This is a genomic window from Brochothrix campestris FSL F6-1037 (assembly GCF_000525915.1).
Taxonomy (GTDB): Bacteria; Bacillota; Bacilli; order Lactobacillales; family Listeriaceae; genus Brochothrix; species Brochothrix campestris.
Genome location: NZ_AODH01000033.1, coordinates 1 through 13,989 on the forward strand (window position 1 = coordinate 1; position 13,989 = coordinate 13,989).

Below are 13,989 nucleotides of genomic sequence, written 5' to 3' on the forward strand. Positions count from 1 at the left end.
CTCCTGTTGCTGAGAAGCTCCTGTTGCTGAAGAAGCTCCTGTTGCTGAAGAAGCTCCTGTTGCTGAAGAAGCTCCTGTTGCTGAAGAAGCTCCTGTTGCTGAAGAAGCTCCTGTTGCTGAAGAAGCTGTCGATACATCAGCGTCTTCTTACACTGTCCAATCAGGTGATACATTAAGTAACATCGCTGCTTTATTTGGTACTTCTGTGGCTAAACTTGTTGCCTTAAATGATTTAGCTGATGACAATACGCTCGCAGTTGGGCAAGTATTAACTGTTAAAGGCTCTGTCGCTGAACAAGCACCGGTTGTTGAAAAAGCACCTGCTGCTGAAAAACCAGCTGAAACGGTTAATGCTACAAGTTACACAGTGAAATCGGGCGATTATTTAAGTAAAATAGCTGCCCAGTACAATGTATCAGTCAGCTACCTTGTGAATCGTAATAACCTTGCAAGCGCTAATGACTTAGTCGTTGGGCAAGTGCTTAAATTAACAGGTGCTGCTTCGTCTCAACCTAGCACACCAGCTCAATCAAATAATACATCTTCTAACACAACAACTTACAAACCATCAACACCAAAACCACAGGCCAACACAAACACATCAAGTTCAAGTTTCAGTAAATTGTTCAGTTATGCGCAACAATTCACTGGCACACAATATGTGTATGGCGGCACAACACCCGCTGGTTTTGATTGCTCGGGCTTTACCCAATATGTGTATGCAAACTCAGGCATTTCATTAAACCGTACTGCTGGTGATCAAATGGCACAAGCAAAATCAGTATCTGAAAGCCAAGCTAAACCTGGCGACCTTGTCTTCTTCTCATACAATGGTGGTTCTTCAATCGACCATGTCGGCATTTATATCGGCGGCGGTCAAATGATTAACGCTCAAAATAATGGCGTTAAGATTGATAACATTCACGTAAGTGGTTGGGGCGAATACTTAGTTGGTTTCGGTTCAATTGCAAGTTTCAACTAATCCCTTTTCATTAGCGAAAACGCCAGCCGTATTACTTTAAATAAGTAATACGGCTGGCGTTTTTTGACGCAAAAAAAGCCACCGACTGCTTGCACAGTTGGCGACTTAGATTACATTCTTAAATTGCTTTTACTAAGGTTACATTTTCGCTATCTTCTTGTGTTACCTCATAGCCCACTTTTTTCCAAAATGACACACCCGCTTCGTACCCTTTTGGTAACGTGATATCAAATTGTTTTCCACCGTCGTCTTTGGCCCATTGATGTGCAACTTTTTCAAGGAGCTCATCAAGCCCTTCTTCAACAACATCCTCAGCAATAACTAGCCATTCAATTTTAAAACGGCTACTTTCATTCGGATCTTGTAAAATATCAAGCAAGCCTTTCGCGTTATCTTCACCATCTAATAAAGCGAACGTGTATTTATTGAAGTTGGGTTTATCTGTACCGAGAACTTGTGTAACATCTGCTTCTGTAAATAAACGTTGTTTTGTTGCTTGAAAATAAAGTGGTGCTTTTTCAAACACTGAACGCACAGTATTTTCATCAGCTGGATGTAATACTTGGATATGAAAACCTTTGAAATTAGACATTGTTAGACTCCTTTAGTTTACGTTATTTAAAAATGTGATTGCTACTGTTTCAGGTACCTCAACATTTTTATTGACTACTGTTAATTGGCCATTAGCCGCATCGATTTTATATGTTGTCGCTGTGCCAGTATTTTCATTGGCTGCGATTAACACTGAACCAGTGGCATCAAGGTTAATGTCACGTGGACCTTGACCGAAGGTTGAAATTTGTTGTGCTAATGTTAATGTGCGGTCTGCTGATACATCAAAAACGGTGATGCCATCGTAACCACGATTCGATACATACAACGTTTTTTCATTTGGTGATAAACGAATCGCCGCACCCGTGTTTTCTGCTGTGAAATCAGCAGGTAACGTTGCAATCGTTTGTTTAACCGCCATTTCACCCGTTGCTTTATCAAAGCTCACAACCAACACTTCGTTTGATAACTCAGTCATAATAAAGGCAGTTTCACCATCGGCCGTAAATGTTAGATGACGTGGACCACTGCCCGCTTTCACTTTAAGCACTGAGCTGACTTCAAGGGCATTGCCATTAACTTTATATGCGTAAATTTCATCAGTTCCTAAATCAATACCGATGACAAATTTACCATCGGGAGTAAGACCTGAATAATGAGCGCACGGTTTTGTTTGACGTTCTGGATGAACACTGCTACCTGAATGGGCATCACGATAGCTCACTTGATCAATAGAACCATCAGCCTTAAGTGCAACCGCATCAATCAAGCCACGGTGATAATTGGCACTGTATAAAACGCTACCAGCTTCATTAATAGTAACATAACAAGGTGGTGCACCTTCTTCAGAGATATTATTCAAAGGGGTTAAGCTCGCGTCGTCATTAATAGCAAACGCTTGTAAGCCACCTTTTCCATCAACTTTAGCAATGCTGTATAAGAATTTATTCGATTGATCGATGGTTAAATACGTTGGATTATCAACTGCTCCAGCTAATTTAATAGCTGTTAATTCCGCCGTTTCTGTATCGATTAAGCCTGTATAAATTCCTTGACTGGTTTTCTTTGTATATGTTCCAAAATAAACGCGTTCATTACTCATAGTTATATCTCTCCCTTACATTTTGATTTCTCTCATATTATACCATTTTTTAGGTTTAACGTCTGTTGTTAAAGGGGGAACTCACTCTGTTTTATTTTTTTCTAACCATTTTTTTTGCTGTCGCTTTACTTTTATCCGATGCATTAAAAATAGTTAACTTCTGCTTGCTATCACTTTTAACCAATGTTGGAACTGAGCTAATGTCTATCGTCTTTAATAAGGCATTCATGGCTTCACTGTCTTCTTCACGTGCCTCATCTGTATTATAATAATAAATTTTCATATCATTTTCCACAACTAATTCAGTTAATTTAGGTGAAAAAGTGCGACAGTATTTACAGGTGGGACGCGCCACATAAACGATGTACGGCTTGTTCGACTGTTGTAATTGCTTGAACTCTGACGTTGAAATGGCTGTATATTTGGACGTATTCATTGTTTCTTTGGCTGAAAACGGCTTAAAAAGTAGTATCGTAGCACCGATTAATACAAGGGCTGCCACCAAAATCATCCACCACTTTATCCTCTCTAACATTCCAATCCTCTCCTTCACTTTGATACTACAAGCGTAATGCTTCCATCCACTAATTGCAATTGCTTTTTTAGACGTATTCTTCTTTATTTCAGTGTATGCCTAGCTCTTTATTCATGATAGAATATAACTATAAGTAAAAATTATATACATCAGAAAGGTGATATAATGACAACACTTAAGTTATTAACTGCCATTCAAACTGAATGTGCCTTAGCTCAACAAAGTTCGGATGCTGAGCAAGCCAAACATCTTTATGCGATTCAAACATTAGCGGCTTTACTCACTGAAGATTCTGTATCAACTGCACCAACCGTTACCACTAGTACACGAATTGAGACTCAACCAAAACCGAGTGTTCCAATCGCGACAGTAACGTCAGATTACAGTGGTTCATCCTTACTCGATTTTTAATTGTGGTTTTAAATTCGCTTGAAAAGAGGTTTTACCAATGAAAAAATTTGCGCTTTTTGGTGCCAGTTTCGCACTACTCGCAGTCGCGTTAGGAGCCTTTGGCGCCCACGCGCTCAAAACCCAACTCGGTGATTCTGCAACCACTTGGGAAACAGCGGTTCATTACCAAATGTTTCATGCTGTCGCCTTAATCGTCATCGCGCTCTTAATCCAGTTATTTCGCGATGCTTTTTTCACAATTGCAGGCTGGTTAATGATTGGTGGTGTAGTATTGTTCTCAGGCAGTCTCTACACGCTCAGCCTTGTAAAGATTACCGCAATCGGTATTATCACTCCGATTGGTGGCGTTCTATTCATTACTGCTTGGATTTTTATCATTTTAGGATTAGCAAGAATTAATACATCACGTTCTATTTACTAAAATTTATAGGGGGGCTTTATATTGAATACGTTAATTAATGAATTAAAAGAAAAAGTTGTTGGCAAAAATATCCGCATTGTTTTTCCAGAAGGTAATGATGCTCGTATTGTTGCAACAGCAGCTCGTTTACATGCCGAAAAAAGTATCATTCCTGTTTTACTCGGTAACAAAGATGTGATTGCTGCTACAGCTCGTGAAGCTGGTGTAGTGATCGGTGATATCGAAACACATGATCCTGAAAATGACCCGTTATTTGATGAATTGGTCGCAGCCTTTGTTGAACGTCGTGCAGGCAAGGCAACAGAAGAACAAGCACGTCTTACCTTACGTGACCCTAACTACTTTGGTACGATGCTCGTACATATCGGTAATGTTGACGGTCTCGTAAGTGGTGCCATTCACTCAACCGGTGATACGGTTCGCCCTGCTTTACAAATTATCAAAACAAAACCCGGTATTAAAAAGACTTCAGGTGCAATGGTGATGATTGGTCGCTCTGCTCGCTTCATTTTTGCAGATGTCGCAATCAACATCAATCCTGACAGTGCCGACTTAGCAGAAACAGCAATTACAAGTGCTGAAACAGCCGCGATTTTTAATATCGATCCTAAAATTGCGATGTTGAGTTTCTCAACACATGGTTCAGCTAAATCACCTGATGCGACAGCAGTAGCTGATGCGACACACTTAGTAAGAGATGCGCGACCAGACCTCGTTATCGACGGCGAAATTCAATTTGATGCTGCCTTCGTACCTGAAGTGGCTGAGTTAAAAGCGCCTGATTCACCGTTAGCTGGTAATGCATCTGTCTTCGTTTTCCCTAACCTAAGTGCTGGTAACATTGGTTATAAACTGGTTCAACGCTTTGCGAAACTCGAAGCTGTGGGACCGATTTTACAAGGCTTAAACAAGCCTGTCAATGACTTATCACGTGGTTGTACTGCAGATGACGCCTACAAATTAGCCTTGATTACTGCTGTTCAAGCAGTCGCTGAATAAATCCAAAAAAAGCCTTCGTGAGCAATTCATCCTCACGAAGGCTTTTTTGAATCCTATAACAAACAGCGCCTATTTGTTTTTTAAGTTGTCGGCACATTCTTTTGCTAATCGAATACAATCTGGCATACCGACTCCTTCATACGACATTCCGATAAAATGAAGGTGTTTACCTGCCGTTTGTTGGCGCAGTTGTTCGACCCTCATGTGATGATTAACGGCATACTGCGGCATTGTTTCACTCATTTTACTCACTTCCACAACTTCCGGGGAAGCTGTAATTCCCATCAACGCTGATGCCTGCTGTTGGGCGAGAACAATCAGTTCACTGTCGCTCATTCGACTGATGTTCGGTTGATCGCTACGTCCTAAAAAGATACGTAATAACACACGTCCCTTTGGTACCATATGTGGCCATTTAGTATGCACCCACGTGCACGCTGTCATTTGCTCCGCTTTGGCACGCGTCATTAAAAAACCTGTTCCTTCTGGCAAAGAAGGGATCTCCGACTGGCGATAACCTAACGAGACAGTTGCTGACGAGGATACAGTTTGGCCCGCTAACGGCGAGTTCAATTCGGGTAACAGTCTAGCGACTTGGGGCTGTGTGATTGCAAATACAACCTCATCAACACTCGTTTGACTGCCATCCACAAATGTCAGTTGGTAACGCTGATTAGGTAACTCACTCACACGTTCAATGCCCTGATTCGCCTGTAATCGCTCTGGCGGTAATTGGGCAACAAGCGTATTAATTAATTGTATCATTCCACCACTTAAAGTTCGGAATGCACCGGTCGTTTTTTTTTGTTCCGGTCGTAACAAATTGTTTTTGTTGTTTGCGCAAGCCTTTTAAAAGACTCCCGTGTGTATCAAGTAACTGTTCCATTGCAGGATACGTCGTCCTCAAACTCATCTGCTTTAAATCCCCCGCGTAAATACCTGAAAATAAAGGCTCAATTAAACGGTTCACCATTTCTTCACCAAAACGTTGTTCAAAAAAAAGTGCCGAGTGATTGGTCACCAACTCGTGGCTCTGATCGTTTAATTAATTCATACAAAACACGAAGCTTCCCTCTAACAGTAAATAAGGGACTTTTCAAAAACGGGCCTATTTTGGTAGGAATACCCATAACCGCTCCTTCTGGAATCGGATAAAAATGCCCATGATGACAAATATACGACTGACCAGTGGCATTCGCAACAAGTTGGTTAGTTAAACCGAGATCCTTAATTAACTGCATTCCGGCTGGCTTCCGTGCTAAAAAGGAATCAGGCCCTTTTTCAATTACATAGCCTTGCTGATGAACGGTTTGAATGTGTCCACCAAACCGTGGACTTGCCTCATACAAATGCCATTCAATTGTTGGATCTGCTTGGTTAAGGTAAAAGGCAGTTGTCAACCCTGACAGCCCTCCGCCGATGATTGCTATTTTTGTCATCTCACTTTACGCGTGCTTTCAATACAACGTCTGTTATCGCTTCAATAAAGAGTGGATCTGTATTTGGCATCTTTAAGCGATGATAATTCGCGCCAATTTCAGCAACAACGTCCTTACATTCGATGTCATTATCATACAAAACTTCTAAATGCTCTGCTACAAATCCTACCGGCGCGTAAATATAGTCAGTGTAGTTTTCTTTGCTCAATTCACGTGTTAAATCCAACACATCAGGCCCAATCCATTCGTCAGCAGTTCGACCGGCACTTTGCCAACCAACGACATAATTGGTAATCCCAGCCTTTTCAGCAATTAATGCCGCGGTTTTCTTCACTTCTTGTGGGTAGTAATCGCCATCTTTTAAAATTTTAACAGGGAGGCTATGTGCCGAAAACACAAACATTGCTTTTACCTGTTGTTCAGCACTAAACTGTGCATTTAAGGCTGTAATTTGATTAGCCCAAAAAGCGATAAACTTTGGTTCTTCATACCAACGTAAAATTTTAGTCAGCTTGATGTCAGCACCCAATTCGTCGATTTTAGCTTGCGCTCGTGAATGATACGTTTGCGTACTAAAGCCAGAATATTGTGGTGCCAATACGATACCATAAGCTTCTGAGATACCATCCGCCGCCATCTCAGTTACGGCATCTTCAATCCATGGTTCAATATGTTTTAAGCCAATGTAAACTTTGTACTCAACATCGGTTTGTGTCTTATTTAACGAGGCTTGTAACTTCGCAGCCTGTGCATCCGTAATACGGGCCAATGGTGAAATCCCCCCAATATCACGGTATCGCCCTGCTAATTCGTCATATAACGCTTGTGTTGGTGCATGACCATGACGAATATCTGTATAGTAACGTAAAATATCTTCCTCTTTATACGGTGTACCGTAAGCCATCACTAATAATCCAATTTTTTTTCAACAAAAAAACCTCCAATTATCTTAATTAACTACAGTCTAACATAGTTATTTAGAATAACTATTATCTAAAACGCCTGAAATGTTACTATTTAGTGTCCATTCTCAAAATTTTCTATTGAGATATCAGACATATTTGTCTTTTGCAATCACATCATCACGTATAATGAAGATACTAATTAAAAGAGGAGCGATAATAATGGTAGAAGCAGTTAAAACACATGATGGCTGGTATTGCATGCATGATTTCCGTAAAATAGATTGGGCTAAATGGCGTACCTTAACACAAGAGAAACGTTCACATTTAATCAGCGATTTTATCAGTTTTATTGATTCACTTGAGAAAATAGCAGAAGAAAAGACCGGGAGCTTCTATCTTTTTGATGTAACAGGTCACAAGGCTGATTTAGGTTTTATGTTATTGAGACCGGAGTTAAGTGATTTAAATCAAATTGAAAGTCAGTTTAACAAACTGGAAATTGCAGACTATTTTATTCGTGTTCATTCATACATCTCCGTGATTGAATTAAGCACCTACACTGGTGATTCAACCGATCCTAAAGTGATGAAACACATCCAAAATAGACTCTATCCGCAATTACCTCTTAATAAATATATTTGTTTTTATCCAATGAATAAAAAGCGTGACGGTGATGACAACTGGTACCGTCTACCGATGAATGAGCGGCAACAGCTGATGCGTGATCATGGGATGATTGGCCGCCAATACGCTGGACAAATTCGTCAATTCATTACAGGTTCAATCGGCTTAGATGATCATGAATGGGGCGTTACTTTATTTAGCAACGATGCCTTACAGTTCAAAAAAATTGTCTATGAAATGCGTTTTGATGAGGCAAGCTCTCGTTACGGTGACTTCCCTTACTTTATGGTAGGTGTTCATCTCAAAAAAGAAGCTGTCCCTGCCTTTCTTTCCTTATAATGATGATTAAATTCCTTCGATAACACAAAAAACATTAAAAACGTGGTAGACTATAGCTAGGTATTAATGACTTTGAAGGAGGATTTTATGATTCAATTAATTGCAACAGACATGGACGGGACATTACTCGGAAATGATGCGAAAATCACACAAGCAAATGCACAAGCGATTAAAGCCGCACAAACAAAAGGATGTCAAGTCGTTGTGGCTACTGGTCGAGACTATGCCAGCGCTTCAGAATTAATAGCCGCACAAAACTTAAACGATGTTCAACTTATTTGTTTGAACGGGGCCCAAACCCGCTCTGCTAAAGGCGATTTACTAGAAGAAATCACCTTCCCTATCGCGGATATTTTAAGCGTTTATCATGCCTTAAAAGACGAAAAAGTTATTTTCCAAGTGTATACGTCAACTGATGTATACGGTGAAAATCGCGACGAAACGATTGCTTTACTAAGCGAATACTTTTTAAGTATTAACGAGCAACTTCAGACAGAAGATGCGATTGCAATGTCGACTGAATTCACAGATCAACACATTCCTCATTTTGTGGATGACTTCGAGGTCTTTTTAAACAGTTATACAGCTGAATCCTTCTTAAAAATCATTGTATCAGGGTACCGTAAAGACCTGATTGACTATCTCACACCAAAACTAGCACATCTCGATGCAATCGCTATCTCCGCATCAGGTGGTAATAATATTGAAATCACCCATAAAGATGCCCAAAAAGGGATTGCACTACGTCAGCTGGCCCAAAAGTCTAACATTGCACTGAATAATGTGATGGCCATTGGTGATAATTTAAACGATTTATCAATGTTAAGTGTTGTTGGTCATCCGATTGCGATGGGAAATGCGGTCACCACCGTGAAAGAAACGGCCAAATATACAACGAAACATAATTACGATAGTGGTGTCGCCCATGCGATTACTAAGTTCGTTTTAAACTAAAAACACTATTTTTTCAAGAGGAGGTCTATATATGACGATTAAAAAAAACATTAACTGTCGCTGGTTCTGACTCAAGTGGTGGAGCTGGCTTACAGGCGGATTTAAAAACATTTCAAGAATACGGCACCTTTGGTTTTTCGGCGGTGACTTCCATCGTTACAATGGATCCCGACGATAACTGGCGTCATGACGTCACACCGATTGATGCCTTGGTCGTGAAAGCAGCGCTAAAAACGATTCTATCCGGTGGGCCTGTTGATGCTATGAAAACTGGGATGTTAGGCTCTGTTGCCATCATCGAAGAAACAGCAGCTGCGATTGAACAACATCACTTGCAAAATGTCGTCATTGATCCAGTAATGGTCTGTAAGGGCGAGGATGAACTGATGCAACCCGAAAACGCAACCGCCATTCGTGACCTCTTACTGCCGTTAGCAACAGTAGTCACACCAAATTTATTTGAAGCGAGCCAATTAGCAGGAACTGCTCCCATTACTTCATTGGCTGAGATGAAGAATGCTGCTGTGAAGATTCATCAATTAGGGGCTCAATACGTTGTCATAAAAGGCGGCAAGGCGATTGATAGTGACAAAGCAATCGACCTCTTATTTGATGGAACAAACTATACGCTACTCGAAGCACCTAAGGATGCCAACAATCATAATCACGGGGCAGGCTGTACGTTTGCCGCTGCGATTACAGCAGGACTTGCTAATGGCATGACGGTTGAAGCTGCTGTTTCTAAAGCAAAAGACTTTGTTACAGCAGCGATTACAGGTGGCTTTGCACTGAACGAGTTCATTGGTCCTGTATGGCACGGTGCCTATAACCGCAACAACTAGTATTAGAATTTAAGGAGGATCTTTACATGTCTCAGGAACACCAACCAAAGAGTAAAAAAAAATTATGTCGGGCTAATTATCACCATTTCAATTATTGCTGATATTTTAATTTTAATGCTCTTCTTTTCACCACTCGTCGGATACTCAGGTAAAATTAATTTTGACCTTTACTTATTCCCACGATTTAATGCGATTTTTAATAGTTTCACCTTTATCTTTCTCTGTATGGCACTGTGGGCGATTATTAAGAAGAAAAACATCAAGTTGCATAAAGGCTTTATTTTAGCTGCATGGTCATCAACAATGTTATTCTTATTTTCTTATTTAACCTTTCACTTTTTACAGAGTGAATCACCAACTTTCGGTGGTGAAGGTTTTATTCGTCCAATTTACTTTACTATTTTGATTAGTCATAGTATTTTAGCAGCCTTAGTCGTACCATTAGCAATGTTCGCTACTTGGTGGGGCTGGTCGCTGCAAACGCTCAAACATAAAAAAATTGTGCGTTGGACGATGCCAATTTGGTTATATGTGAGCATTACTGGTGTGATTGTTTATCTCTTCATGGCACCTTATTATTAAATAAAGTTCAAAAAAAGACTGACGTTATTCGTGGCTTAAACGAATAGCGTCAGTCTTTTTTTTTATTTATTTTCCGTCAGTAATAAGGCTAATCTCTCAGCAAATTGTGCGTCGGTTAAGTCATGACGTTTAGCGTATAGGTTGTCCTCATGAACACGACATGTGTGACAGCAACTGCCCAAATATTTTTCTTCATTCTCAACATGCGTTAAGATTTGTTTGTTGCAGCGAGGGTTGGCACAGTTGATATAACGCTCACAAGGTGTGCCATCAAAATGTTCAACACCAACGATAACTTCTTCAACGTGATTAATTGGCACTGAGATACGCTTATCAAAGACGTACATTTTACCGTCCCATAAATCGCCTTTGACTTTTTCATCTTTACCGTAAGTTGCAATTCCACCATCGAGTTGGCCCACATCTTTAAAGCCTTCACGAACAAGGTAACCAGAAAACTTCTCACAGCGAATACCACCTGTACAATAAGTTACTACACGTTTATCCATCAATTCATCTTTATGATCTTGCACCCATTGTGGCAATTCACGGAATGAACGAATATCTGGACGAATCGCACCACGGAAATGACCTAAATCATATTCATAGTCATTACGTGCATCTAATACAACTGTATTTTCATCTAATAATGCTTCTCTGAATTTCTCAGCATCCAAGTATTCACCTGTCACTTCATGTGGATTGATATCTTCTTCTAATTCAAGGGCAACAATTTCTGCGCGAGGACGACAATGCATTTTATTAAAGACGTGTCCCTCTGCCATATCAATTTTAAATTTAATACCAGCAAACATTGGATCAGCTTGCATATCTTTAACATATTGATTTGTCTTTTCAATCGTACCAGATACAGTACCGTTAATACCTTCTGCTCCTACTAAAATACGACCTTTCAATTCTAAATCTTTACAATAAGCTAAATGATTCGCAGCAAATTCCGTTGGATTTTCAATTGGTGTGTATAAGTAATAGAGTAAAACCTGATAAGCTTCTTTTGTTTCATTCATTTAAATATTCTCCTTTCAATACGTTCATACTATAATTACAACTCTTATATTATATCATGATTTACTAAAAAAAAACTATTAATAACTATTGATTCAGTTTCGAAATAAAGTCCTGGCAACCTTCATTTTCTGTCGAATTCAATTGTAGTGAGTTTGTCTATCAGATAATAAGACTTAATTGAAATCCTATTGAACAAGCTGTTTTCACTTTTGTTCTAGGCACGACGAACGAGAAACGTTGTGTATACTGTGATGTGCCTAATCCCGAGTGAGCAAACCGTAACGACCTAGAACAGCATTTATCTTCAGGCTCACCATTGATTGACCTCTGCTAACGTAAATAATTCTTATACCATTCGATAACAAAAGAACTACTCCCTTTCCCCTATTTATTAGCTTCCTCAAAAATTGTAATTTCAGTCGTATTTTGCTATACTGAATAGGAGTTATAGAAGAAGTGATGAGTTGACTAATCTTCCTTTCCGTTGGGAGATAACGCGTATCTTCCCTAACGACATTTAGTATATAAAAGGAGATTAACTGATGAAATCTTATCAAAACAACGATTCAACCGAACAAATTGCTCATGAACTTGCCCATACTTTTAGACTAGGTACTTTTAAAACTGAAATTAATGAAGCTGAAACAAAATTAAAATGGTCTACCTACCTTATTTTAGATTTACTCGATGAAAAACCGAAGTTATCAGCCAACAAAATTGCTGATGTTTACCATATTGATGTTGATAAAGTCAAAAAACAGCTGAAAGAAATGGTTATTGATGGTGTCCTTCGTGTTGAAACAAGCATTGAAGATAAAAAACTTAAATATTATTCTTTAACAGAAAGTGGTCGCTATTTTTTAAAAAAAGCACACCAAGCCCGTCATCAGGTTTATGATGGTCTCGTTTCCGAATGGTCTGAAGATGAACGTCTGCAATTTGCTGGCTTAATCCGTAAATTCAATGTCGAACTAAATAAAAAAGATTTAACATCTTCAATCTAAGTGCTTATAGGCTCAATACTACCAACTTAATAGTGAAAAAAGGAGCGGATAAATCCGCTCCTTTTTTCATGTTTTTAAAAATCAAAAAAAAGACACCCTTTTGGATGTCTTAGTTGCTTGGCAATGTCCTACTCTCACAGGGGGAAACCCCCAACTACCATCGGCGCTAAAGAGCTTAACTACTGTGTTCGGGATGGGAACAGGTGTATCCTCTTTGCCATTACTACCAAACTATGCTTGGCGACGTCCTACTCTCACAGGGGGAAACCCCCAACTACCATCGGCGCTAAAGAGCTTAACTACTGTGTTCGGGATGGGAACAGGTGTATCCTCTTTGCTATCGTCACCAAACATGTGTTTGAATTTCATCTAACCATCGTTCTTCATCGTTGTCTCCTTCGTCTCAATTGTCACATACAAACGTATGCTCCGCAATCAACTCATTGACGCCTTGAATAACTCGCTTATCTAAAATTTACATTAATAGATAAATCATCTACTAATTGCTTGGATAATTATGAAATTATCATGAAAGCTTGCACTCTCAAAACTGAATACTAATTGATTTTTTTCGAAAGGTAACAACCCATCGTCATTTTCGCTTTTAAAACTTAATAAGGTTAAGTCCTCGACCTATTAGTATTCGTCCGCTCCGTACATCGCTGCACTTCCACTCCGAACCTATCAACCTGATCGTCTCTCAGGGGTCTTACTCACATAAAGTGATGGGAAATCTCATCTCGAGGGGGGCTTCACGCTTAGATGCTTTCAGCGTTTATCCCTTCCACACATAGCTACCCAGCGATGCTCCTGGCGGAACAACTGGTACACCAGCGGTGTGTCCATCCCGGTCCTCTCGTACTAAGGACAGCTCCTCTCAAATTTCCTGCGCCCGCGACGGATAGGGACCGAACTGTCTCACGACGTTCTGAACCCAGCTCGCGTACCGCTTTAATGGGCGAACAGCCCAACCCTTGGGACCGACTACAGCCCCAGGATGCGATGAGCCGACATCGAGGTGCCAAACCTCCCCGTCGATGTGGACTCTTGGGGGAGATAAGCCTGTTATCCCCGGGGTAGCTTTTATCCGTTGAGCGATGGCCCTTCCATGCGGAACCACCGGATCACTAAGCCCGACTTTCGTCCCTGTTCGACTTGTAGGTCTCACAGTCAAGCTCCCTTGTGCCTTTACACTCTGCGAATGATTTCCAACCATTCTGAGGGAACCTTTGGGCGCCTCCGTTACTCTTTAGGAGGCGACCGCCCCCA

General features: G+C 40.3%; 16 protein-coding genes, 3 rRNA genes and 1 pseudogene. 9 read left to right on the forward strand and 11 right to left on the reverse strand.

Annotation, left to right across the window (positions count from 1 at the left end; translation table 11 throughout):
* Window positions 1–205 precede the first annotated feature (205 nt).
* Window positions 206–982 carry an NlpC/P60 family protein gene (locus BCAMP_RS15065; protein ID WP_051456967.1) on the forward strand — a complete coding sequence of 259 codons (777 nt, stop codon included), beginning with the start codon at window positions 206–208 and terminating at the stop codon, window positions 980–982.
* A 118-nt stretch (window positions 983–1,100) separates the two neighbouring features.
* On the opposite strand, the gene BCAMP_RS07695 is transcribed toward BCAMP_RS15065, so the two are convergent.
* From BCAMP_RS07695 to BCAMP_RS12640, 3 genes are all read right to left on the reverse strand, one after another.
* A complete protein-coding gene (locus BCAMP_RS07695) occupies window positions 1,101–1,574 on the reverse strand; it encodes a hypothetical protein (RefSeq protein WP_035314878.1) in 474 nt (157 codons plus the stop codon).
* 12 nt (window positions 1,575–1,586) lie between these two features.
* On the reverse strand, window positions 1,587–2,636 hold the full coding sequence (locus BCAMP_RS07700) for a lactonase family protein (RefSeq protein ID WP_035314879.1): 1,050 nt from the start codon (window positions 2,634–2,636) through the stop codon (window positions 1,587–1,589).
* Window positions 2,637–2,727: 91 nt separating this feature from the next.
* Window positions 2,728–3,171, reverse strand: a complete 444-nt coding sequence (locus tag BCAMP_RS12640; RefSeq protein WP_084038684.1) for a thioredoxin family protein — start codon at window positions 3,169–3,171, stop codon at window positions 2,728–2,730.
* Window positions 3,172–3,336: 165 nt separating this feature from the next.
* Between BCAMP_RS12640 and BCAMP_RS07710 the strand changes: the two genes are divergently transcribed.
* The 3 genes from BCAMP_RS07710 to pta are packed head-to-tail and all read left to right on the forward strand — an operon-like array spanning window position 3,337 to window position 5,002.
* On the forward strand, window positions 3,337–3,582 hold the full coding sequence (locus BCAMP_RS07710) for a hypothetical protein (protein ID WP_035314880.1): 246 nt from the start codon (window positions 3,337–3,339) through the stop codon (window positions 3,580–3,582).
* 37 nt (window positions 3,583–3,619) lie between these two features.
* Window positions 3,620–4,003 (forward strand): DUF423 domain-containing protein, encoded by a 384-nt coding sequence (locus tag BCAMP_RS07715; RefSeq protein WP_035314881.1) that lies wholly within the window; start codon window positions 3,620–3,622, stop codon window positions 4,001–4,003.
* A 21-nt stretch (window positions 4,004–4,024) separates the two neighbouring features.
* Window positions 4,025–5,002, forward strand: coding sequence for a phosphate acetyltransferase (gene pta / locus BCAMP_RS07720; RefSeq protein WP_035314882.1), 978 nt, complete (start codon window positions 4,025–4,027; stop codon window positions 5,000–5,002).
* 69 nt (window positions 5,003–5,071) lie between these two features.
* Here pta and hemG (BCAMP_RS13105) read toward each other — a convergent pair whose 3' ends face one another.
* From hemG (BCAMP_RS13105) to hemH, 4 genes are read right to left on the reverse strand one after another with little or no spacing between them, the layout of a single operon-like run.
* Window positions 5,072–5,767 (reverse strand): protoporphyrinogen oxidase, encoded by a 696-nt coding sequence (gene hemG, locus BCAMP_RS13105; RefSeq protein ID WP_084038686.1) that lies wholly within the window; start codon window positions 5,765–5,767, stop codon window positions 5,072–5,074.
* Entirely contained in the window at window positions 5,751–6,023 is a 273-nt protein-coding gene (locus tag BCAMP_RS13110) for an FAD-dependent oxidoreductase (RefSeq protein ID WP_084038688.1), read from the reverse strand. The genes hemG (BCAMP_RS13105) and BCAMP_RS13110 overlap by 17 nt, the downstream gene beginning before the upstream one ends.
* Complete coding sequence (gene hemG / locus BCAMP_RS13115) at window positions 5,995–6,441, reverse strand: protoporphyrinogen oxidase (protein WP_084038690.1); 447 nt, start codon at window positions 6,439–6,441, stop codon at window positions 5,995–5,997. The genes BCAMP_RS13110 and hemG (BCAMP_RS13115) overlap by 29 nt, the downstream gene beginning before the upstream one ends.
* A 1-nt stretch (window position 6,442) precedes the next feature.
* Window positions 6,443–7,360: a ferrochelatase gene (hemH, locus tag BCAMP_RS07730; RefSeq protein ID WP_269479278.1), complete on the reverse strand. Its 918-nt coding sequence runs from the start codon at window positions 7,358–7,360 to the stop codon at window positions 6,443–6,445.
* Between the two features lie 205 nt (window positions 7,361–7,565).
* Between hemH and hemQ the strand changes: the two genes are divergently transcribed.
* The 4 genes and pseudogenes from hemQ to BCAMP_RS07750 all read left to right on the forward strand — a co-directional run bounded on the left by hemQ (window position 7,566) and on the right by BCAMP_RS07750 (window position 10,687).
* A complete protein-coding gene (hemQ, locus tag BCAMP_RS07735) occupies window positions 7,566–8,309 on the forward strand; it encodes a hydrogen peroxide-dependent heme synthase (RefSeq protein ID WP_035314884.1) in 744 nt (247 codons plus the stop codon).
* A gap of 87 nt (window positions 8,310–8,396) precedes the next feature.
* Window positions 8,397–9,263 (forward strand): Cof-type HAD-IIB family hydrolase, encoded by an 867-nt coding sequence (locus BCAMP_RS07740; RefSeq protein ID WP_035314885.1) that lies wholly within the window; start codon window positions 8,397–8,399, stop codon window positions 9,261–9,263.
* Between the two features lie 38 nt (window positions 9,264–9,301).
* A pseudogene (thiD, locus tag BCAMP_RS07745) lies at window positions 9,302–10,105 on the forward strand (bifunctional hydroxymethylpyrimidine kinase/phosphomethylpyrimidine kinase); the annotation flags it as partial.
* Between the two features lie 18 nt (window positions 10,106–10,123).
* Window positions 10,124–10,687 carry a DUF420 domain-containing protein gene (locus tag BCAMP_RS07750; RefSeq protein WP_035314886.1) on the forward strand — a complete coding sequence of 188 codons (564 nt, stop codon included), beginning with the start codon at window positions 10,124–10,126 and terminating at the stop codon, window positions 10,685–10,687.
* A 62-nt stretch (window positions 10,688–10,749) separates the two neighbouring features.
* Here BCAMP_RS07750 and trhO read toward each other — a convergent pair whose 3' ends face one another.
* The gene (trhO, locus tag BCAMP_RS07755) at window positions 10,750–11,715 is read right to left on the reverse strand and encodes an oxygen-dependent tRNA uridine(34) hydroxylase TrhO (RefSeq protein ID WP_035314887.1); all 966 of its coding nucleotides are present in this window, start codon (window positions 11,713–11,715) and stop codon (window positions 10,750–10,752) included.
* 543 nt (window positions 11,716–12,258) lie between these two features.
* Between trhO and BCAMP_RS07760 the strand changes: the two genes are divergently transcribed.
* Window positions 12,259–12,720: a helix-turn-helix domain-containing protein gene (locus BCAMP_RS07760; protein ID WP_035314888.1), complete on the forward strand. Its 462-nt coding sequence runs from the start codon at window positions 12,259–12,261 to the stop codon at window positions 12,718–12,720.
* A 115-nt stretch (window positions 12,721–12,835) separates the two neighbouring features.
* Here the strand turns inward: BCAMP_RS07760 and rrf (BCAMP_RS07765) are convergent.
* The 3 genes from rrf (BCAMP_RS07765) to BCAMP_RS13865 form a co-directional block, all read right to left on the reverse strand.
* A 5S ribosomal RNA gene (gene rrf / locus BCAMP_RS07765) occupies window positions 12,836–12,951 on the reverse strand.
* Window positions 12,952–12,955: 4 nt separating this feature from the next.
* Window positions 12,956–13,071 (reverse strand): 5S ribosomal RNA (gene rrf, locus BCAMP_RS07770).
* Window positions 13,072–13,336: 265 nt separating this feature from the next.
* A 23S ribosomal RNA gene (locus BCAMP_RS13865) occupies window positions 13,337–13,989 on the reverse strand; the annotation flags it as partial.